Origin of the sequence: Lentzea sp. NPDC004782, assembly GCF_040609115.1 — a bacterium.
Taxonomy (GTDB): domain Bacteria; phylum Actinomycetota; class Actinomycetes; order Mycobacteriales; family Pseudonocardiaceae; genus Lentzea.
Genome location: NZ_JBEXJN010000046.1, coordinates 6,098 through 25,278, shown reverse-complemented (window position 1 = coordinate 25,278; position 19,181 = coordinate 6,098). Strand labels below are relative to the sequence as shown.

Sequence of the window (19,181 nt, the reverse complement as noted above, 5' to 3'; positions counted from 1 at the left end):
GGCGTCCTCCTTCCCCTGTTCGCACCACGGTCGTCGTGGTGCGCGACCTACAGGTTTTTGCCGACATGACGTCCGCGCGGCATCGCCGAAAGACTGCGATGGCACCAAACAACCCGATCCGACGAAGAGGATCACGTGATCAGAACGGGGGAGTTCGATGGGAAAGAGCACCATGGCACGCAGGCTGGCCGTGGCCGCCGCGGCGCTGTTCGCGCTGCTGACGGTGACCGTCACCAGCGCCGCCGCGGCACCGGGTGACGTGTCCGCGCAGACCGTCGCCGGCTGTGTCGACTGGCCCACCAACAAGTTCCTGCAGACACCGCTGACCAGCAGTGCGAACGGCGGTCAGGGGTTCGCGATGCAGAACGGGTCGTTCTACGGCGAGGGTTTCCACCGCAACTGCAACGACGCCACCCACATGAACCAGTACTACGCGGTGGATCTCGGGATGCGCGCGGGTGACCAGGTGCTGGCTCCGGGGGGTGCGGGCACCGTCGTCTACGCGGGGTGGGCGCCGAGCGGCTGGGAGACGTGCGGGCAGTACGTCATCGTCGACCACGGCGGTGGCTGGTGGAGCGTGGTCTGCCACCTGAGCGCGGTGAAGGTGGGCAAAGGCCAGCGGATCGGCAACAACACCGTGATCGGCCTGGTCGGCGGCACCGGCGGGTTCGCGCCACACCTGCACTTCTCCCTGATGCGCAACGCCAAGATCACCGCGGCCGGAGGGGTCTACGGCGGTCAGAGCGCGCAACCGCGGCACATGGTGCACGCGGGCTGCGGTGGCGGCTTCTACGACTTCCTGCAGAAGGGCCAGAAGGTCTGCTTCTGACCGTCCGAGTGGATCAACTTGCGGCTGATGACCACTGCGGCACCGGCCACTGCGGCACACTTGCGCAGTGGCCGGTGTCGCGGTGCCCGCACGTGCCGAGTCGTCGAACCTGACGGGCACCGCCGCCGCCTTCGTCGAGCACATGCTGGCGGTCGTCGTGGTGCTGGCACGGCTGTTGTCGTTGCTGACGCTCATTCCTGCGCTGGTGAGCACCACCGTGCCGTCGGCCAGGTGGTGGCCACTGGTGGCCATCGTGGCGGTGGCGGCCGCGGAAACCGCCGTGTTCGCCGTGATCTGCCTCCGGCGGCGTGCGGTGTCCGTGTGGCCGGCGTTGCTCGACATGCTCACCACGTCTTCGACGCTGTGGCCGGGTGTGCTGCTGTTGCCCGTGACAGCGGCCGGTCGTGCCTGGAGCCCGACCTACAACTACCTGATGGTGGCCATCCCGGTGGCGGGCCTCGCGCCGTGGTCGCTCCCCGCCGCGCTGGGCGTCGCCACGATCGCGGCGGGGGCCACCCTGGGCAACATCGCCGCCTCGACCGAACCGTATCCGCTGACCTGGCACGTGACCCCGGACGTGCTGAACCCGGTCTGGGACGCGCTCATCGCCTGGGTGATCGCCGCCTCGGTCCGTGCCGCCGCACGCCAGGTCGACGAGCAACGGCGGCAGGCGGTGGCCAGAGCGGGGACGCTCGCCCGCGAACGCGAACGGATCCGGCAGACCGACGCGTTGCGCGGCCAGTTGTTGTCCACCATCGAGGAGCTCGCCGCCGACGACATCGCCGACCGGCGGGTGCGGGACCAGTTGCGCGCGGAAGCGGCGTGGTTGCGCCGGCTGGTCACGACCGGCTCGACGGATCCGCCCGTTGATCTCGTCGAGGGGCTCGGCCGGCTGGCCGAGGAGAAGGGGCGTGCCGGCGTGCGGGTGTGCTTCTCACCCGGGACCGTGCCGGCCCTGCCCGCTGAACGGGTTCAGGCGCTGCTCGGTGCTGTGCGAGAAGCTCTGACCAACGTCGTCAAACACGCTGGTGTGGCTCAGGCGTCGCTGGCGGTGGACGTGACGGACGGCGACGTGAGGGTCGTGGTGTCCGATGCCGGGCGGGGTTTCGACCCCGCCGCGGTCCGGGCCGGCACCGGCAGTCGTCAGTCGATCCGGCAACGGCTGGCCGAAGTGGGCGGCGGGGCGGTGATCGACTCCAGCCCCGGCCGGGGCACCCGGGTCCGGCTGTGGGTGCCGGTGCGATGACGGGCGTCACGCGGTCCGCCCACGCGGTCGGCGTGACCGTGCGGCTGGGCGCGCTCGCGATGGTCGGGGTCGCGATTCCCTTCGTGTGGAAGGACTTCCGGCATCCACCGGCCACGGCGGCACTGCTGGTCTGGCTGGTCGTGACCACCGGCCTGGTGCTCGTGGTGTGGCGCCGGACGCGCACGATCCGTCCCGCGGGCCTGTACCTCGACGTGCCCGCCGGGCTGGTCGCGATCGTGGCCGACGCGTGGCTCACGCAGGGCCCGCGACCGGGGTGGACCTACTTCGCCTACCCCTACACGATCCTGGTCTCGATCACCTTGGGCATGGCCTGCCGCCGCGCGGGCCCGGCGGCGTTGCTGGGGGCCACCTGGGGCGTCTGCCACCTGCTGTCCGACCTGGCGTTCCACCACGCCGATCCGGCGGCGGCGCTCGGCACGCCCGCGGCCTACCTCGCCAACGCGCTCGGCGGCTGGGCCGGCGCCTGGCTGCTGCGCCGCGCGGACACCGAGATCAACCGCGGGCGGGCGCGGGAACTGCTCGTGGCGGCCGAGATCGCGACCGAACGGGAACGGCTGCGGCACGCCAGAGCACTGCACGACCGCGTCCTGCAAACCCTGGAGGTGCTGGCCTTCGGCGACCTGGTCCACGACGACCGGCAGCGCGAACTGGCCAGGGCCAAGGCCACCTGGCTGCGCCGGTTCGTCGAGACGGGCGAGGTGGCCGCCGCCGACGGCCTGGCCGCGGGACTGGACGGCGCCGTCGAAGCCGCACGCCGCCGCGGCCTGACGGTCGAGACGAACGACGCCGCGCTGCGCGTGCCCGGCAGACTGCCCGAACTCGGTCCTGAGCACCGCACCGCCCTCGTCGGCGCCGGCCGCCGGATCCTCGAAGGGCTCGCCGCCGGCAACGAAGCCGTGGTGGTCCACGTCGGCTCGGAAGACTCCGAAGTCGTGGTGACGGTGCTGGTCACGCGCGGAGAGACACCTCCCGGTGCCGCGGACGTCGCCTTCGCCCAGGCGGTGCTCGCCGAGGTCGGAGGGCGGCTGCGGGTCGACCCGCCGTGCTACGTGGAACTGCGGTCCGGCAAGCCGTGACGGCAGCGTCGACTCCCGACTTTCGGACGTGTTGAGCCACCAGCCAACTACGTAGCGTGCCCTCCGGATTCCGAGGAGGGGAACGAACCGTGCGAAGAGTTCTGGCGGGAGCAGCGGCTCTCACGCTCATCACCGCGGCCCTGGTCACACCGGCAACCGCGACTCCGCCCGCCCAGCCCGAGAAGCTTCAGGCGCGGCAGTCCGACGAGCAGCCGCACGAGCTGGAGGTCAAGCGGCGCGCGTTGAAGCAGCAGGCGCTCGCGGACGTGCTGACCGGGGTGGCCAAGACGGAGAAGCGCGGCAGCAGCACCGTCGCGAAGGTCGGCCGGAAGCAGGGCAAGGACCAGTACGTCGAGCTCAAGCGGGAGAAGACCGACAAGATCTTCGTGATCCTCGCGGAGTTCGGCAACGAGCGGCATCCCGACTACCCCGACCGCGACACCGACCCCAAGACGCCGGGGCCGCAGCGGTTCGACGGGCCGTTGCGCAACCAGATCCCCGAGCCGAACCGGGCCGTGGACAACACGACGATCTGGCAGCCGGACTACAGCCGTGCGCACTTCCAGGACCTGTACTTCTCGCACCGGAAGGACGCCAACTCCGTCGCGAACTTCTACGACAAGCAGTCCAGCGGCAGGTACGCGGTCGACGGCACCGTCACGGACTGGGTGAAGGTCCGCTACAACGAGGCGCGTTACGGCCGCAGCAACGGTTACCCGTGCGACGGCAACATCTGCGACAACGTCCGTGAGCTGGTCAAGGACGCGGTCACCCAGTGGGTCGCCGACCAGAAGGCCGCCGGCCGGACCACCGAGCAGATCAAGGCGCAGCTGGCCGAGTACGACCAGTGGGACCGCTACGACTACGACGGTGACGGCGACTTCAACGAGCCCGACGGCTACATCGACCACTTCCAGATCGTGCACGCGGGCGGTGACCAGGCCGACGGTGACCGGTGGCAGGGTGAGGACGCGATCTGGAGCCACCGCGGCTACGCGTTCAAGAACTACTCGACCGGGCCCGGTACCAACAAGCTCGGCGGTACGCCGATCGGTGACACCGGCATCTGGGTCGGCGACTACACCATGCAGCCCGAGAACGGCGGCGTGGCCGCGTTCGCGCACGAGTTCGGGCACGATCTCGGCCTGCCCGACCACTACGACACCAACGGTGGCTCGAACGGCGTCAACTGGTGGTCGGTCATGGGGCAGGACCGGGCGAACGCGCCGGGCGAGGCCCCCGGTGAGCGTCCCAACGAGTTCTCCGCCTGGGACAAGCTGCAGCTGGGCTGGCTCGACTACGAGGTCGCGGTCGCGGGTCAGGAACGCGTGTTCGAGCTGGGGCCGCACGAGTACAACACCGCGAAGGCCCAGGGACTCGTGGTCGTGCTGCCGGACACCTCCAAGTCGTTCGACTACGGCACACCGTTCGCGGGCAACAAGATGTGGTGGAGCGATCAGGGCAACGACCTCGACCACTCCATGACCGTTCCGCTGGACCTGCGCGGCAAGAAGTCGGCGTCGGTCACGCTGAAGGCGCGCTACGACGTCGAGAAGGACTTCGACTACCTCTACGTCGAGGCGTCCAACGAGGACGGCAGCTGGACGCAGCTCGACGGCACCGCCGGTGGTGCCGCGTTCGCCCGCGACTCGGCCGGGGCGCCCGCGATCACCGGGTCGTCAGGTGGTCAGTGGGTGGACGTGAACGTGTCGCTGGACGCGTACGCGGGCAAGAACACCAAGTTGCGCCTCGCCTACCGCACCGACGGTGCCGTGTCGCTGCAGGGCTTCTTCGCCGACCAGATCACCGTGACCGCCGACGGCGCACCGGTGCTGACGGACGGCGCGGAGACCACATCGCCGTGGATCACGCGCGGCTTCCGCACGACCACGGGCAAGGAGACGAAGACTTTCGACCAGTTCTACATCGCGTCGAACCGCACCTACGAGTCGTACGGGCAGTACAACAAGACCGGGCCCTACCGGTACAGCTTCCCGGACAAGCCGAACCTCGTGGAGCACTTCCCGTACCAGGACGGCCTGCTGGTGTCGTTGTGGAACACGAGCTTCCTCGACAACAACGTCAGCGAGCACCCCGGCGAGGGCCTGATCCTGCCGATCGACGCCAACCCGGCGCCGATCTACAACCTCGAAGGCCAGCGGTGGCCGACCTCGGTCGCGGGCTACGACGCGCCGTTCTCGCTGCAGAAGTCGGACTCCTTCACGTTGCACGTCAACGGCAAGGCCTCCTACATCCGCGGTGCCGCGGCCCAGCCGGTGTTCGACGACACCAAGCAGTACTGGTACGCCGAGCAGCCCCAGGCGGGCGTGAAGCTGCCCGCGGTCGGCGTCGGTCTGCGCGTGCTGCGGCAGTCCGGCACGTCGATGACGGTGAAGCTGTTCAAGACGAAGTAGTTTGAAGCGCATGACAGCTGCTTCCGACATGCTGGCCGTCGCCGTCGAAGAGGCGCGGACGGGACTCGCCGAGGGGGGAATTCCCATCGGCGCGGCGCTCTTCGACGGCGACGGCCGACTGCTGGGCCGGGGCCACAACCGCCGGGTGCAGGACGGTGACGCGTCCATGCACGCGGAGACCTCGGCGTTCCGCAACGCCGGACGGCAGCGCAGCTACCGCGGCACGACGATGGTCACGACGCTGTCGCCGTGCTGGTACTGCAGCGGCCTGGTCCGCCAGTTCGGCATCTCGAACGTGCTGATCGGCGAGGCCACGACGTTCTACGGCGGCCACGACTGGCTGGCCGAGCACGGTGTCGGCATCACGATCGCCGACAACGCCGAGTGCATCGAGATGATGACGTCCTTCATCGCCGAACGGCCGGAGCTCTGGTACGAGGACATCGGCCAGGACTGAAGTTACGTGGATGAAGGGCGCCTTCATCCACACCAGGTGGAGGAAGGCGCCCTTCATCCACCTCGCCGGACGGCGAGTTCCGGCCAGGGCCCGTTGTTTGACCTGGAACGCGCTCCAGGTCGTAGGTTGGAGGCATGTCCTCCGTGCTGATCACCGGCGCCAACAAGGGCCTCGGCCACGAGACCGCCCGTCAGCTCGTCCTCGCCGGTCACACGGTGTGGCTGGGCAGCAGGGACTTCGCACGCGGTCTCCAGGCCGCCGACCGCCTCGGCGCCCGCCCCGTCCAGCTCGACGTCACCTCCGACGCCTCGGTGGCCGCCGCGGCCGAGACCGTCGGGGAACTGGACGTGCTGGTCAACAACGCCGGCATCGCTCCGGAGTGGACCGAGTCGGGCGTGGTCTCCGCCGCCGAGCTCACCGCGGACCTGATGCGCGAGACGTTCGAGGTCAACCTCTTCGGCCTGGTCCGCGTGCTGCACGCCTTCCTGCCGCTGCTGCAGCGCTCCGCCGCGCCGGTCGTGGTGAACGTCAGCAGCCGTCTCGCCTCGCTCGCCACGGCCGCCGCGGGCAGCGGGTATCCCGGGGTCGCCTACCCGGTGTCCAAGGCCGCGGTCAACATGGTCACGGTGCAGTACGCCAAGGCGTTCCCGAACATGCGGATCAACGCCGTCGAACCGGGCTTCACCGCCACCGACCTGAACCGCGGTGCCGGACGGCAGACCGTCGAGCAGGGTGCGGAGATCATCGTGCGGATGGCGCAGATCGGTCCGGACGGCCCGACCGGCGGCTACTTCGACGCCGAGGGACCGCTGCCGTGGTGACTCAGGACGTATAGCGCGCCACGGCCTCGTCGACCGACCCCAGGATCGTGAAGACGGAGCCCAGCCCGGTCGCCTCGATCGGGCGCAGAGCGGCGCGCGACGACGCCACGACGACGAAGTCGATGCCGGCGCGGGAAGCCCGCTGCTGACCGAGCACCAGCGCCTCCAGCCCGGCGGAACCCAGGAACCTCACCCCGCCCAGATCCACCACGACAGCGCGGTTTCCGGACACCACGTGACTCTCCAGCGGTGTCGTCAGCTCACTGCTGCTCGTGGTGTCGAGTTCGCCGGACACGTGCAGCACGACGACGTCGGATGCGGTGCGGTCGACGACCACGGTGGCCAGAGCGATCGGGTCGGGCACGCTGTCTCCCTTCGAGCCTTCACAGGGCGGTCAGCACCCCACGTTAACCCTGCCCTGCGAGACCAGCCAGCGGCCCCGCAGCGAGGTGCGGCCGGCCCGCAGACAGGCGTGGACGTGCTGGGTGAGTCGGGCGTGGAGCTCGTGGCACGCGGTGAAGCCGAGACGGACGTCGTCCGGAGGGCACTGGACGGGCAGCAGCTGGGCGAACGGGTCACCGCCGATCGTGTCGACGGCGCTCAGGAACCCGACGAGCGCGCCGACCAGGCGCTGGTGCAGGCCGAACAACGACAGGGCGTTCACCAGCGCCAACGTCAGGGCGGGCATCTCGTCGACGCCGACGGGGTCGAGGTCGCGCAGCGTCACGGTGAACAGCACCGAGTGCGTCCGTTCGGAACGGATGCCGTAGGCGTCGCCGTGGATGTCGCGCAGCACCGAGCGCATCTCGCGGCGCGGCTGCCAGAACGCGTGGTGCCTGCGCAGTTCGGCCACACCCCCGTCGTCCAGCACCGCGGGCTGCGTGGTCTCGGTCAGCGAGCGCAGCGCCTCCTCCCAGCGCGTCTCCAGTGCCGCGTGGAACTGGGCCAGCGCCGGGTGGTCCTCCCAGCCGGCGGCCACGTCGTCGAAGCCGCGCGTCCGCAGTTCGTAGCAGATCCACAACGACAGCTGCAGGTCGTCGTCGAGGAAGATCTCCCTGGCGCCCGTGCTGACGAGCAGCGCCGGGCGGGGCAGGGGCGGCTCGCGGAGTGCGGCGACCAGGGCGGAGCTCATGTGGCCGCGGGGAGCGGGGAGGCGCATCAGGTTTCCTCACGCGTTCGGGCGATCAGCATGTCCACAAGGGACTCGGGGTCCGGGCAGCGTCGTTGCCGAGCGGCACCGCAGCCGTTGTGGCGCAACCAGTCCATCTGGCGCTCCACAGTAGACAGAGTGCCGCGATCGCGCAGCGCGGGCGCGACGTGCTCGACGAGCTCGAGTGCCCGGTCGAACGCGGGGGAGAGTTTTCCGGTGTGTGGATCGGCGGCCAGTCCGTCGACCCCGTCGCGCGACGCCCGCCAATATGCCGCCCGCAGCACGGGGTCGTCCACCCTCTGTTCGGAGGGTTCCGACACGACGAGGGCTCGGATCAGCTCGGCGAGGACGGCGACTTCCGTTGCCAGTTGCGGGATGTCCGCAACGCGCACTTCGACGGTCGGGTGGTTCGCCGAGGGGCGGACGTCCCAGTACACCATCGCCCGGTCCAGCAACGCCTGCGTCGAGATGATCGCGTCGACGGTGCGGTCGTAGTGCTCGGGGCCGTCCCACGAAGGCGGCGGTCCGCTCACCGGCCAGCGCGACCACACCATCGACCGCCAGCTCGCGTACCCGGTGTCCTCTCCTTCGTAGATCGGGGAGTTCGCGCTCAACGCCAGCAACGTCGGCAGCCACACCCGCAGCTTGTTGGACGCCCGCAGCGCTTCCGCCCTGTCCTCGACGCCCACGTGCACGTGCAGCCCGCAAGCACCCTGCCCGATCACGAGTCTTCGGTGCGAGTACTCGATCTGGTGATATCTGGGGTCGTCGGTGCCCGGAGGCGGCCCGGCTTTCCCGATCGGTGGCATGCCCGTCGCCACGAGCCGGCACCCGGCCTCGTCGGCGGCCTGGACCAGCACCCGCCGTGCCGCGCGCACCTGCTCGTCCAGCTCCTCGAACGACGAGGTCACGCCGGTGGCGATCTCGATCTGGAAGGGCGTCAGCTCGCCCTGCACGTCGAGGTCACCTGGCGCGTGCGCGAGCTCGCGAACCCGCGGCGCGAGCGGGACCGGTCGTCTCGTCTCCGGATCCACCAGCAGGAACTCCTGCTCGACCCCAACCGTGTAGTCGTTCATCGGCGAGCGGGTACCCGGATGCCGTGACGATCAATCCCCAAGATCAAACATGAGACTGCGCCGAAGCGACCCGGCCGGCCCGGGCTGGACGCGCCGCCGTCACGGCGCCGGCTTCCGCTACCTCGACGCGCAGGGCAGGCCCCTGAGCGCCGACGACGTGGCACGGGTGAAAGCCCTGGTCATCCCGCCCGCGTGGCGTGAGGTCTGGATCTCCCCGCACCCCAACGGCCACATCCAGGCCGTCGGCTACGACGACGCCGGCCGGCGGCAGTACCTCTACCACGAGAAGTGGCGGGCCGACCGCGACGCCGAGAAGTTCGACCGCGTCCTCCGGCTCGCCCCGCGACTGAAGCGGTTCCGCGAGCAGATCCTGAAGGACATGAGGTCGCGCGGCCCCCGGCGGTTGCTCGCCATCGCCCTGCGCATGCTCGACCTCGGCGTCTTCCGCGTCGGCCACGAGGAGTACGCGGAGGACAACGGCACCCACGGCGTGGCCACGCTGCTCTGCGAACACCTCAGCGTGCGTGGTGACCGCGTCCGGTTCCGGTTCCCCGCCAAGCACGGGGTCGAGGTCGACGAGGAGATCACCGACCCGCAGCTGGCGCGAGCCGTCCGGACGTTGCTCAAGGACCGCACCCCGGACTGCCGCGTCTTCGACCTCACCGCCGACGACGTCAACGAGCGGTTCCGCGAGCTCGTCGGCGACGAGTTCAGCGTGAAGGACCTGCGCACCTGGCACGCCACGGTGTTCGCCGCCCAGGCCTTCGCGGCGCAGGCCAAGCCGACCAGGCGAGCGGTCAGCGCGGTGATGAAGGAGGTGTCCGAGCGCCTGGGCAACACCCCGGCGGTGGCCAGGAAGTCCTACGTGGACCCGCGGCTGACCGAGGCCTTCGAGCGCGGAGAGGTGATCGGCGGAGGTGACCCGGAGCGGGCGGTGCTGAAGCTGCTCAGGCGGCCCTGACGGCGGCGGCCGCGGCCCGGTCGCACTGCCGGCACCAGGCGGCGCCCTGGGCCGCGGCCAGCGCGGCGAACCCGGCGAAGAGGTGCAGCGCGTTGCTGCCGGGGTTGACGTTGAGGAAGTTGACGACCTGGTCGTCGTAGCGGGCGAGCCCGAGTCCGAACACGACCAGGAACAACATCGCCACGAGCAACCCGGTGCCGCTCAACGCCTTGAGCCGCGGGGCGGCCAGCACCAGCGGGGCGCCGAGGACCACGTGGACGGTGTTCTGCAACGGGTTCACCCGCAGCAGCAGGATCGAGGTGCCGGACTCGCCGGCGAAGGGCGAGAAGCCGGTCACGAAGAAGCCGGCCACTCCCCAGAGCACGAGCAGGGCACCGGTGCTGATCGCCAGCTTCTGGGGCCACCGCAACCGGTTCATGCGGTCAGTATCGCGAAGACCGGACATCCCCGCTCGCTCATTTCAGTCGTCCGCCAGGAGGTTGTGCCGCAGCTGCTCCAGCGACTTGGTGAGCAGGCGGGAGACGTGCATCTGGGAGATCCCGACGCGGCGCGCGATCTCCGTCTGGGTGAGCCGGCCGAAGAACCGCAGCACCACGATGGTCCGCTCACGCCGCGGAAGGCCCCGCAGCATCGGCTGCAGGGCCTCGTGGATCTCGACGCCCTCCAGCGCCGGGTCGTCGACGGTGGAGGACTCCAGCGCGTCGAGCGGCGCGAAGGCGACGTTCTTCTCCACCCGCAGGCCTTCGTAGACGTCGGACAGCGGGACCCCCAGATGCCGGGCGATCTCGGAGGGAGTGGGAGATCGCCCGGTCTTGTGCGACAGCTCGGCGGTCGCGCCGTCGATCGAGTCGCACAGCTCCTTCAGCCTGCGCGGTACCCGCACCGCCCAGCACTGGTCGCGGAAGTGGCGGCGCACCTCGCCGGTGATCGTGGGCACGGCGTAGGACAGGAAGTCCGTCTGCCGGCCCACGTCGAACCGGTCGATGGCGTTGATCAGTCCGACCGCCGCCACCTGCGCGAGATCCTCCATCGGCTCGCCGCGTTCGCTGAAGCGGCGGGCGATGTGCCTGGCGAGCGGGAGGTACTCGCGCACCAGCCGGTCCCGCAGCGCGTAGTAGCGCGGCGAGTCACGGCCGGTGCGCGCGAGTTCCTCGAACGCCGCGTGTTGATCTGGCGTCAACGTGCACCACGATCAGACCTGGGGCGGTGGCGTCACGTCGCCCCGCCAGGCGCCGGTCTCGGTGCCGCGGTTCTCGATGAACTCCTTGAACCGCTTCAGATCACCCTCGATCCGGTGGCCGACGACGCCCAGGGCGGCGCCTGCCTTCTCGGTGAATGTCTCCGGGTCGTACTCCATCTGGAGGTGGACCCGCGTCGTGTCGTTGTCCAAGCGGTGGAAGGTGACCACGCCACCCTGCGGCGGCCCGTCGATCGTGGTCCACGCGACCCGCTCGTCCGGGTGCTGCTCGGTGATCTCCGCGTCGAACTCGCGGACCACCCCGCCGATCTTCGTGGTCCAGTGGGTCCTGGTCGGCGTGACCTGGTCGATCTTCTCGACGCCGTCCATGAACGCCGGGAAGGATTCGAACTGGGTCCACTGGTTGTAGGCCGTGCTCACCGGCACGTGGACGTCCACCGTCTTCTCAATGGTGGTCACGAAACCTCCTCCTCATGAGTTGCTTGCACCAGGTGAGTACCCGGGCCGCCGGTTGTTACACATCGTGTTCGGTCCACTCTGGACGGACACACCCGGTGGGGGGTCACTCGCGCTCCGCGCATCACGAATTCGCCCGCGCCGGTCAAAATGCCTGTGATCCACGTCATACTGATGAGCCAACGGCTCGACGGTGAACCGATCCACCGGCTCTCACCGGCGAAAACGTCGAGTGGAGGGCGGCGTTTCACTTCGCCACCGCCGTCCTTCACCGACAGTTCCGAACCCTGTGAGGGCATGCTTCCTTCGGGTGCAGCCCATTTTTCCGCTTCTGTGCGGGATGCACTGTTCCGTCAGCCGGTCTTCTGCTGCCCGGACGGCGCTGCTCCAACCGGAGTGATGCTGGTGGAGAACTTTTTCAGCGCTCGGACGGAAAAAGAATTCAAGCTCTCCGAAGCCGCGCGATCAGTGAACCGAACGGGTGACAGGCACCGCTGATGCCCGGATTTTTTGGCTAGTCTCGCTGGTGAGCGGGTTGTAGGAGGTTAGCGGTGTTGACGTGCGTCGAGGTTCGCCGAGCCGCGGGAGGCCTCCGGTTATTCGTTCGTCCCCCGGCCGGGCTGCGGTGGAGTGCGCGGCTGGGATACGAGCGGGTGTCGGAGCTGCTGACCGCTATTCGTCAGGCGGAGTCGTGCACTGTCCGGGACGTCGCCCAGCAGGACGTGATGCTGCGGTACGTGCCCGACCAGCGCACCGGCGAGGCGGTGCTGGCGTGCGCCACGGGGTCGGTCGTGCTGGACGCGGACGACGTGACGTTGCTGCACGACGCGTTGCGCGCCCACATGCCCGACCGGATGCGGCCCCTGCCCGTCTGAGCCACCGGGGCGCGGGCGAGCTCCCCTCCGGTACCGAAATCCCCGCCGGGTGGGAACCCGGATGCGAAAAGCAAATGGCCCCATCAGCGGTACGGACGTATTTGTGGGCCGAACGGACGCTCCTACCGGGTATGGGAGTCGAGGTCCACGACGCTCGCTGGCTCACCGCCGTGCCGGGCGCCGAGCTCGTGGTCGGGCTGGACGAGGTGGGTGAGTGCGCTGCGCACGGTCACCGGGTGACCGTGCTGATCGACCTGGTGCCGGACACCGTGCCATTGCTCCGGGGCATGGCTGCCGAGGCCGTCGGGAAGGGCGCGCGCAAGGTCCGCGTGCGGCCGTACGGCGTCGATCGGGTCGACCTCGTGCACGCGGCCGTGGAGCTGAACCGGGTCGCCGAGGACGACGCGGTCGAGGTCCGGTTCGACGTCACGTCCGCCGCGCTGCTGCGGGCGGACCCGTCGGCGTTCGTGCGGGTCGATCCGCTCGTGGTCGAGGCGGACGGGACGGTCGTGCCGATCTGCGCCGGGCTGGAGCGCTACGCGCTGGGCACCCTGCGCGGATCACTCGACGACCTGGTGGCCGGCTGGGATCCCGAACCGGTCAGGGACCTGTGCCGGGTCGCGCTGGGACGCGCGCTCGCCGACACCGGGCCGCTGGTGTCGTGGTACGAGCACCTCACCCGGACAGCAGCTCGGCTGCGGACCTGGTGTTGATCACGCTTTCCGGCGGCACACCGCACTCTTCCGCCCTGGCGCAGCCGTAGTTCAACCAGTCCAGCTGGCCGGGCGCGTGCGCGTCGCTGTCGATCGAGAACGTGCAGCCCGCGTCGACGGCGAGGCTCAGCAGCCGGCGTGGCGGGTCGAGGCGTTCCGGGCGTGAGTTGATCTCCACCGCGGTGCCGTGTTCCGCGCACGCCTCGAAGACCCGTTCCGCGTCGAACTGCGACTCCGGGCGACCCTTGCCCACCACGAGACGTCCGGTGCAGTGTCCGAGGATGTCGACGTGCGGGTTCGCCACCGCCGTCAGCATCCGCTCGGTCATCTCCGCCCTGGGCATCTTGAGTTTCGAGTGGACGCTCGCCACCACGACGTCCAGTCGTGCCAACAGGTCCTCGTCCTGGTCGAGCGAACCGTCGTCGAGGATGTCGACCTCGATGCCGGTGAGGACCAGGAACGGCGCCAGCTCGGTGTTCAGCTCGGCGACGACCTCAAGCTGCTTCTCCAGGCGTTCGCGGGAAAGTCCGTTCGCGACGGTCAGGCGCGGCGAGTGGTCGGTCAGCACCATGAACTCGTGGCCCAGGTCCCGTGCGGCCTCGGCCATGTCCCTGATCGGGCTGCCGCCGTCGGACCAGTCGGAGTGGACGTGGCAGTCGCCCTTCAGCTTCGCGCGCAGTTCCTCGCCGCCGGTGAGGTCGACGTGCCGCAGCTTCGCGAGATAGGCCGGTTCGCGGTTCGCGAGCGCGTCCGCGACCACTCCGGCCGTCGACTTCCCGACGCCTTTCAGGTCGGTGAGCGTGCCGAGTTCCGCCCGCTTCTCGACCTCGGCGGGGTCGAGTTCGGCGAGCACCGCCGCCGCGTTGCGGAAGGCCTGGACGCGGTAGGTCGGCTCGCCCGCCCGTTCGAGGTGGAACGCCACCTGCTTCAACGCCTTGACCGGATCCATACCTCTTCCTACCTCATCGGGCTCGGCCGCGCGGGCCGGTGTACGGGGTTTCCCGACGGATAAGCGGTGCTCGTTGCCCGCCCGGCACGGGCCGAATAGCTTCGCCGCCATGTCGAGCAACCTGTTCGCGCCGATGGAGCTCGTGCCGTTGGGAACGATGACCGCGACCCTGCGAAAGCCTTACCTGCTCCCGAAAACGCCCGTCGGCGACCGGTTGATCTACGAGGTCGAGTCGGGGAGGTTCGAAGGCGAGCGGCTGTCCGGCGTCATGCACGGGACGTCCACCGCCGACTGGCTGACCATCGGCCCGGACGGCACGGCGACCCTCGACGTGCGGTCTGTGCTGAGGACGCACGACGACGCTTACGTGTACCTGCACTACTCGGGACGGGTCGACGTCTCGAGCGGTTTCGGCGCGCCGTTGTACGCGGCCCCGCTCTTCGAGACCGGCGATGACCGCTACCGCTGGCTGAACCGCGTCCAGGCGGTAGCGAAGGGCGCGCTCGATGGTCTGGTGCTGACCTACGAGGTGTGTTTCGTGAGGTGAAGTTCGCCCGGCCTCCGCCGCCAGGCTCCGGAGGAATGTGCTCCTCCGGAGCCTCGGGGCCAAGCCCTCAGGCGAACCAGGTGCCGCCACCGGTCTGCCGGTACCCCAGCGCCCGGTACAGAGCGTCCACAAGGGACTGTCCGCGCGCGTTGACGCCGAGCCCCGGCCCCTGCCGGTTCATGGCGTAACCGAACGAGACCCGCGCCTTGGGGTCGGCGAACCCGAGCGAGCCGCCCATCCCGTTGTGCCCGAACGCCTCCTCGGGCAGCAGCAGGCCCTCGGCGTCGTTGGGCGGCAGGTGCGCGTTGTCGCACGCCTTCTGGAACCCGAGCGCGAACCGCGACGGCACGCCCACGACGGCGTCGAGCCCGGCCACCACGACGTTCGACATCTGCGGTATCTGCCGCGGTTCGACCAGCCGCACGCCGTGGTAGGAGCCACCGAGCGCGAGCGGCCGGTACAGGCCGGCGAGACCGCGGGCGTTGGAGATGCCGCCGATCGCGCCCATCTCGGCGGTGTGCGCGGCGCGGGAGTCCGACTCGCCCGGTGCCATGTAGCCGCCGTTGTTGAGCAGCATCAGGCCGGGCACGGACTCGGGTTGCGTCATCGCGGTGATGAACAGCGACGGCAGCAGGATGCCCGGTTGCGTCGGGTCGACCGGGATCGTGTGCGCCACATGGGGTTCGAGGTCCTCCGGCAGGCCCATCCAGAAGTCGAGGCCGAGTGGTCCGGACACCTCCTTCTCGAAGAACTGGCCCAGGGTCAGCCCCGTGACGCGGCGGACGATCTCGCCGACCAGGAAGCCGAACGTCAGGCCGTGGTAGCCGTGTCTCGTGCCGGGCTCCCACAGCGGTTTCTGGGCGGCGAGGGCGGTGGTGACCAGGTTCCAGTCGTAGAACGCGCCGGCGGGCAGCCATTCGGTGAGCGCGGGCAGGCCGGCCTGGTGGCTGAGCACGTGCCGGACGAGCGTCGCGTCCTTGCCCTCGGCGCCGTACTCCGGCCAGTACGTCGTGACCGGCGCGTTGAGGTCGAGGACGCCGCGCGAGGCGAGGATGTGGGCGCACAGCGCGGTCGCGGCCTTCGTGCACGACCACACGTGCACGATGGTCTCCTCGGACCACGGCTGACCGGTGACGGGGTCGGCGACGCCGCCCCAGAGGTCGACGACGGGCTCGCCGTCGAGGGTCACGTGCACGGAGGCGCCCACCTCACCGCGCTCGGCGAAGTTGCGTTCGAACTCGGCGCGCACCTCTTCGAACTGCGGCGCGCAGGTTCCCTGGATCGACATGGATCCTCCTTCTGAGGTGGCTTGTACCAAGGGCATCACTGACTGGAGCCACGGATCAGTAGGGAAGACTTAGCGGCTAACGTGACGAGCCTCACCTGGAGCAGTCCTTCGCACCGTGTGTGACTGATCGTGTGCGGAACGCGGGCCTTGCCGGGGCCGGACACCCGCGTGGAAGACTCGGCGGTGCTCCGCCGACGCTCGCCGGGAGGCCGTCATCGTCGACACTCCGCTCCGCACCGGCCTGGTGGGCCGGGAACCGGAACTGCGCGCCGTGCTCGACTGCGTCGGCACCGCGCCCGCGACCGGGCTCGTCGTGGTGCGGGTGAGCGGAGAACCGGGCATCGGCAAGACGTCGTTGCTCGCGGAGATCGCCCGCCGGTTGCGCGAACGGCACTGCGGGGTGCTCACGTCGGCGTCGGACGTGCTCGGCAAGCGCATCCCGTACGGCGCGGTGGTCGCGTTGATCCGGTCGCTCGGCGCGCCGCCGCAGTTGGACAAGATCCGCGCGGATGCCCTCGCGGCACTGGAGATCTCCGTGGCCGAGGACTCCGGTGCCTGGTTCGGGCGGGCCTGCGACCGGGTGGTGCGGCTGCTCACCGAGCTCACCGCGACGCGTCCGGCGGCGTTGCTGATCGACGATCTCGACCACGTCGACGACGACTCCCTGGCCCTGCTGACCCTGGTGTTGCGCCGCGTGTCGGCGGCACCTCTCGTGCTGGTCACGGCGAGCCGTTCGCACGTCAGCGAACCGGGCGCCGAACACCTGCTGGATCGCGTCGAACAGCACGCGGAGGTCGTGCGCATCGACCTCGCCCCGCTGTCGGACGCCGACGTCGCCCGCATCGTCGAGGCCGTGCTGCAGACCCCCGTGGACTCCGGGCTCGCCCGCGAAGTCCAGCAACGGTCCGACGGCAACCCGTTCTTCGTCACCGAGATCGCCCGCTCGTTGAGAGAGCTCGATCTGGTGACGGTCGACGGCAACCGCGCCCGTCTCGCGGTGTCTCCCGACGCCATCCGGCTGACGCGTCGTGAGGCCGTTCTGCGCCGTGTCGCCCCTCTGGAGAACGACACCCGTCTGGTCGCACGGGCCGTCGCCGTCTTCCGGCGCGTGCGGCTGGACCAGATCTCGTTGCTGGCCAGGGTCGCCTCGCTGCCGGAGTCGACGGTGGTGGCGGCGTTCGACGACCTGTTGCGCGCACACATCGTGGTGCACGACGACCTCGGCTACGGCTTCTCGCACGCGCTGGTCGGGGAGGCGCTCTACCACGAGGTCGGTCCGGCGCAGCGCCGTCACCTGCACTCCCTGATCTCCGCGCGGCTGATGGAGGACCGCGCCCGGGGCCTGCCGGTCGACCTGCTGCAACTGGCGTGGCACCTCGCCGAGTCCGCCGCGCCCGGCGACCGGGTCGCGGTCGGCATCCTCGCCGAAGCCGCCTCGGTGGCCCGCGCGACCGCCCCCGAGACCGCCGCCGCGTTGTGTGCCCGCGCCCTGCAGTTGTTGCCGCGCAACGCACCTGAACGCGCCGAGCTGCTCGCGCTGCAGTGCCGGGTGCTCGCCAGGGCGTCACGTCCGGCCCTGGCCGTCGAACCGGGCCTGGCCGCGCTGGAGTCGCTGGACCCCGGGCCGGAACGCACAAGGGTCGCCACTGCGGTCATCTCGTCGTTGTTCTCCGTCGGACGCACGGCAGAAGCGATGGCACTGGCTGATGACGAAGTCGCGCGAGGTCCGGTCCCGGCTTCGCTGGAAGCCCAACGCGCTGTGCTGCTCGTCTACAACAACCGCTACGACGACGCTGTCAGCGAAGTGGCACGCATCGAGGCACTTCCGATCAGCTCACCGGCCGAGGGCGTGATCGTCTTCGAGCACCTGGCCATGCTGTCGTCGTTGCTGTTTCAGCACGACCGCACCGTCGAGTACGCCAACCGCGCCCTGGCCTGCAGCGACGGCCAGCCGATGCTCGAACTGCAGGCGTTGTCCGTCTGCGCGTCGATCACCGCGCTGGCGGGCCTGGTGCACGACGCGTCGTGGCGCGTGCGCAGGGCAGAGGAACTGGTCGACCAGGTGGGCTCGCACGGTTTCCGTGCCGAACGCGCGGCCTCGCGCGTGGCACTGGACTGGCTGGGCGGCCGCTGGGACGCCGCTCTCGACGGCATCGGCCGCTGGCTCCCGGACGTCGAGGCCGCCCAGGCCGACCAGGCACTCGGGGTGCTGCAGGCGGTCGAGCTCTTCATCCGCACCTGGCGCGGTGAGCTCGACGTCGCCGCGCGCCTGGCCGCCCTGCCCGCACCGCAGTCGGTGAACATCTCCAAGCTGCACGCCTGCGCCCTCGCCGAGTACCTGATCGCCCGTGGCGAGGTCGACGAGGCCTACGCGGTGCTGGACGACGCCGTCACCGCGAAGCTGGAGTCCGCCTACTCCTGCGTCCTGGTCGCGCGGATGATCGAGCTCGACCTGGACCGCGGGCGCCCGGCCGCGGCGGAGGAAGCGTTGGCACGACTGGTTTCCGTGTCGTCCACCCGCGTCTCGCCCTGGTCGCGCACCACGACCCGGCGGGTGAGCGGTGTCCTGCGCCAGGACGCGGACCTGCTGCGGGAGGCGGTGTCTGAGGCCGAGCTGGGCGGTCTGGAGTTCGAGAAGGCCCGCGCCCAGCTCGCGCTCGGCGAGCTGTCGGCCGACGAGGTGCCGGTGCTGGTCGAGGCGTACACGGCGTTCCAACGGCTCGGCGCGCACGGGTTGCGGCGCCAGGCGGGCAACCGCTTGCGCGCGTTGGGCGCGAAGGTGCCGCGGGCTCGCTCGAAGGCGCCGGGGTTGCTGACCGAGGCCGAGGAGAACGTGGCGCGGTTGGTGCAGCAGGGAATGCGCAACCGCGACATCGCGGCCGCGCTGCACTACAGCCCGCGCACGATCGAGGTCTACCTGTCCCGGATCTACGCCAAGCTGCACGTCTCCTCGCGGTTGGAGCTCGCCCGCGTGCTCGACACCATGCAACAGCGCTAAGCACGTGCGCCCCGTTGGGGGGTTGGGGGGGCCGGAACCCGGGGGGGTTGTTGTATGGGGCCCTCAAGGCCAAAAAACAGCGGGGGGGGGGGCGGCGAAAAAAGGG

At 70.0% G+C, this 19,181-nt stretch carries 20 protein-coding genes; 12 read left to right on the top strand and 8 right to left on the bottom strand.

The genetic code is table 11. The features are described 5' to 3' along the window. Nucleotides 1-172: 172 nt before the first annotated feature. From ABZV40_RS33685 to ABZV40_RS33660, 6 genes are all read left to right on the top strand, one after another. Nucleotides 173-829, top strand: a complete 657-nt coding sequence (locus tag ABZV40_RS33685; RefSeq protein ID WP_355450819.1) for a M23 family metallopeptidase — start codon at nucleotides 173-175, stop codon at nucleotides 827-829. Nucleotides 830-896: 67 nt separating this feature from the next. Beyond that, entirely contained in the window at nucleotides 897-2,075 is a 1,179-nt protein-coding gene (locus ABZV40_RS33680; protein ID WP_355450816.1) for an ATP-binding protein, read from the top strand. Beyond that, a complete protein-coding gene (locus ABZV40_RS33675) occupies nucleotides 2,072-3,172 on the top strand; it encodes a hypothetical protein (protein ID WP_355450813.1) in 1,101 nt (366 codons plus the stop codon). The genes ABZV40_RS33680 and ABZV40_RS33675 overlap by 4 nt, the downstream gene beginning before the upstream one ends. Nucleotides 3,173-3,261: 89 nt before the next feature. After that, complete coding sequence (locus ABZV40_RS33670; protein WP_355450810.1) at nucleotides 3,262-5,586, top strand: immune inhibitor A domain-containing protein; 2,325 nt, start codon at nucleotides 3,262-3,264, stop codon at nucleotides 5,584-5,586. Nucleotides 5,587-5,596: 10 nt separating this feature from the next. Next, the gene (locus ABZV40_RS33665) at nucleotides 5,597-6,043 is read left to right on the top strand and encodes a nucleoside deaminase (protein WP_355450807.1); all 447 of its coding nucleotides are present in this window, start codon (nucleotides 5,597-5,599) and stop codon (nucleotides 6,041-6,043) included. Nucleotides 6,044-6,177: 134 nt separating this feature from the next. After that, the gene (locus ABZV40_RS33660; RefSeq protein WP_355450804.1) at nucleotides 6,178-6,864 is read left to right on the top strand and encodes an SDR family NAD(P)-dependent oxidoreductase; all 687 of its coding nucleotides are present in this window, start codon (nucleotides 6,178-6,180) and stop codon (nucleotides 6,862-6,864) included. A 1-nt stretch (nucleotide 6,865) separates the two neighbouring features. Here ABZV40_RS33660 and ABZV40_RS33655 read toward each other — a convergent pair whose 3' ends face one another. Genes ABZV40_RS33655 through ABZV40_RS33645 form a run of 3 tightly spaced genes read right to left on the bottom strand, consistent with a single transcriptional unit; the run spans nucleotide 6,866 to nucleotide 9,090 of the window. Then, on the bottom strand, nucleotides 6,866-7,228 hold the full coding sequence (locus ABZV40_RS33655; RefSeq protein ID WP_355450801.1) for an STAS domain-containing protein: 363 nt from the start codon (nucleotides 7,226-7,228) through the stop codon (nucleotides 6,866-6,868). A gap of 30 nt (nucleotides 7,229-7,258) precedes the next feature. After that, entirely contained in the window at nucleotides 7,259-8,023 is a 765-nt protein-coding gene (locus ABZV40_RS33650; protein ID WP_355450798.1) for an iron-containing redox enzyme family protein, read from the bottom strand. Further along, entirely contained in the window at nucleotides 8,023-9,090 is a 1,068-nt protein-coding gene (locus ABZV40_RS33645; protein ID WP_355450795.1) for a glutamate--cysteine ligase, read from the bottom strand. Before ABZV40_RS33645 ends, ABZV40_RS33650 begins: the two co-directional genes overlap by 1 nt. Before the next feature lie 49 nt (nucleotides 9,091-9,139). Between ABZV40_RS33645 and ABZV40_RS33640 the strand changes: the two genes are divergently transcribed. Then, the gene (locus ABZV40_RS33640; protein WP_355450792.1) at nucleotides 9,140-10,051 is read left to right on the top strand and encodes a DNA topoisomerase IB; all 912 of its coding nucleotides are present in this window, start codon (nucleotides 9,140-9,142) and stop codon (nucleotides 10,049-10,051) included. Here the strand turns inward: ABZV40_RS33640 and ABZV40_RS33635 are convergent. The 3 genes from ABZV40_RS33635 to ABZV40_RS33625 are packed head-to-tail and all read right to left on the bottom strand — an operon-like array spanning nucleotide 10,038 to nucleotide 11,708. Further along, nucleotides 10,038-10,469, bottom strand: coding sequence for a DUF4383 domain-containing protein (locus ABZV40_RS33635; protein WP_355450789.1), 432 nt, complete (start codon nucleotides 10,467-10,469; stop codon nucleotides 10,038-10,040). The genes ABZV40_RS33640 and ABZV40_RS33635 overlap by 14 nt on opposite strands. A 42-nt stretch (nucleotides 10,470-10,511) precedes the next feature. After that, nucleotides 10,512-11,231, bottom strand: a complete 720-nt coding sequence (locus ABZV40_RS33630) for a SigB/SigF/SigG family RNA polymerase sigma factor (RefSeq protein ID WP_355450786.1) — start codon at nucleotides 11,229-11,231, stop codon at nucleotides 10,512-10,514. Nucleotides 11,232-11,243: 12 nt separating this feature from the next. Next, nucleotides 11,244-11,708 carry an SRPBCC family protein gene (locus ABZV40_RS33625; RefSeq protein ID WP_355450783.1) on the bottom strand — a complete coding sequence of 155 codons (465 nt, stop codon included), beginning with the start codon at nucleotides 11,706-11,708 and terminating at the stop codon, nucleotides 11,244-11,246. Nucleotides 11,709-11,879: 171 nt separating this feature from the next. On the opposite strand from ABZV40_RS33625, the gene ABZV40_RS33620 reads away from it, so the two are divergent. The 3 genes from ABZV40_RS33620 (at nucleotide 11,880) to ABZV40_RS33610 (ending at nucleotide 13,293) form a co-directional block, all read left to right on the top strand. Further along, complete coding sequence (locus ABZV40_RS33620; RefSeq protein ID WP_355450780.1) at nucleotides 11,880-12,203, top strand: hypothetical protein; 324 nt, start codon at nucleotides 11,880-11,882, stop codon at nucleotides 12,201-12,203. Nucleotides 12,204-12,358: 155 nt separating this feature from the next. Continuing rightward, nucleotides 12,359-12,580, top strand: a complete 222-nt coding sequence (locus ABZV40_RS33615) for a hypothetical protein (protein ID WP_355450777.1) — start codon at nucleotides 12,359-12,361, stop codon at nucleotides 12,578-12,580. 131 nt (nucleotides 12,581-12,711) lie between these two features. After that, nucleotides 12,712-13,293 carry a hypothetical protein gene (locus tag ABZV40_RS33610; RefSeq protein ID WP_355450774.1) on the top strand — a complete coding sequence of 194 codons (582 nt, stop codon included), beginning with the start codon at nucleotides 12,712-12,714 and terminating at the stop codon, nucleotides 13,291-13,293. Here the strand turns inward: ABZV40_RS33610 and ABZV40_RS33605 are convergent. Next, entirely contained in the window at nucleotides 13,256-14,242 is a 987-nt protein-coding gene (locus ABZV40_RS33605; protein WP_355450771.1) for a PHP domain-containing protein, read from the bottom strand. The two genes, ABZV40_RS33610 and ABZV40_RS33605, sit on opposite strands and share 38 nt — an antisense overlap. 109 nt (nucleotides 14,243-14,351) lie before the next feature. Between ABZV40_RS33605 and ABZV40_RS33600 the strand changes: the two genes are divergently transcribed. Beyond that, entirely contained in the window at nucleotides 14,352-14,789 is a 438-nt protein-coding gene (locus ABZV40_RS33600) for a DUF3237 domain-containing protein (RefSeq protein ID WP_355450768.1), read from the top strand. A gap of 67 nt (nucleotides 14,790-14,856) precedes the next feature. Here the strand turns inward: ABZV40_RS33600 and ABZV40_RS33595 are convergent, their stop codons facing one another. After that, nucleotides 14,857-16,077 (bottom strand): serine hydrolase domain-containing protein, encoded by a 1,221-nt coding sequence (locus ABZV40_RS33595; RefSeq protein ID WP_355450765.1) that lies wholly within the window; start codon nucleotides 16,075-16,077, stop codon nucleotides 14,857-14,859. A 244-nt stretch (nucleotides 16,078-16,321) separates the two neighbouring features. Between ABZV40_RS33595 and ABZV40_RS33590 the strand changes: the two genes are divergently transcribed. Next, nucleotides 16,322-19,075, top strand: a complete 2,754-nt coding sequence (locus tag ABZV40_RS33590; protein WP_355450762.1) for an AAA family ATPase — start codon at nucleotides 16,322-16,324, stop codon at nucleotides 19,073-19,075. Nucleotides 19,076-19,181 lie beyond the last annotated feature (106 nt).

Coding starts and splice junctions, on each gene's coding strand:
- ABZV40_RS33685 (WP_355450819.1), top strand. CDS start 173: ATGGCACGCAGGCTGGCCGTGGCCGCCGCGGCGCTGTTCGCGCTGCTG.
- ABZV40_RS33675 (WP_355450813.1), top strand. CDS start 2,072: ATGACGGGCGTCACGCGGTCCGCCCACGCGGTCGGCGTGACCGTGCGG.
- ABZV40_RS33665 (WP_355450807.1), top strand. CDS start 5,597: ATGACAGCTGCTTCCGACATGCTGGCCGTCGCCGTCGAAGAGGCGCGG.
- ABZV40_RS33660 (WP_355450804.1), top strand. CDS start 6,178: ATGTCCTCCGTGCTGATCACCGGCGCCAACAAGGGCCTCGGCCACGAG.
- ABZV40_RS33650 (WP_355450798.1), bottom strand. CDS start 8,023: ATGCGCCTCCCCGCTCCCCGCGGCCACATGAGCTCCGCCCTGGTCGCC.
- ABZV40_RS33645 (WP_355450795.1), bottom strand. CDS start 9,090: ATGAACGACTACACGGTTGGGGTCGAGCAGGAGTTCCTGCTGGTGGAT.
- ABZV40_RS33640 (WP_355450792.1), top strand. CDS start 9,140: ATGAGACTGCGCCGAAGCGACCCGGCCGGCCCGGGCTGGACGCGCCGC.
- ABZV40_RS33635 (WP_355450789.1), bottom strand. CDS start 10,469: ATGAACCGGTTGCGGTGGCCCCAGAAGCTGGCGATCAGCACCGGTGCC.
- ABZV40_RS33620 (WP_355450780.1), top strand. CDS start 11,880: ATGAGCCAACGGCTCGACGGTGAACCGATCCACCGGCTCTCACCGGCG.
- ABZV40_RS33610 (WP_355450774.1), top strand. CDS start 12,712: ATGGGAGTCGAGGTCCACGACGCTCGCTGGCTCACCGCCGTGCCGGGC.
- ABZV40_RS33605 (WP_355450771.1), bottom strand. CDS start 14,242: ATGGATCCGGTCAAGGCGTTGAAGCAGGTGGCGTTCCACCTCGAACGG.
- ABZV40_RS33600 (WP_355450768.1), top strand. CDS start 14,352: ATGTCGAGCAACCTGTTCGCGCCGATGGAGCTCGTGCCGTTGGGAACG.
- ABZV40_RS33595 (WP_355450765.1), bottom strand. CDS start 16,077: ATGTCGATCCAGGGAACCTGCGCGCCGCAGTTCGAAGAGGTGCGCGCC.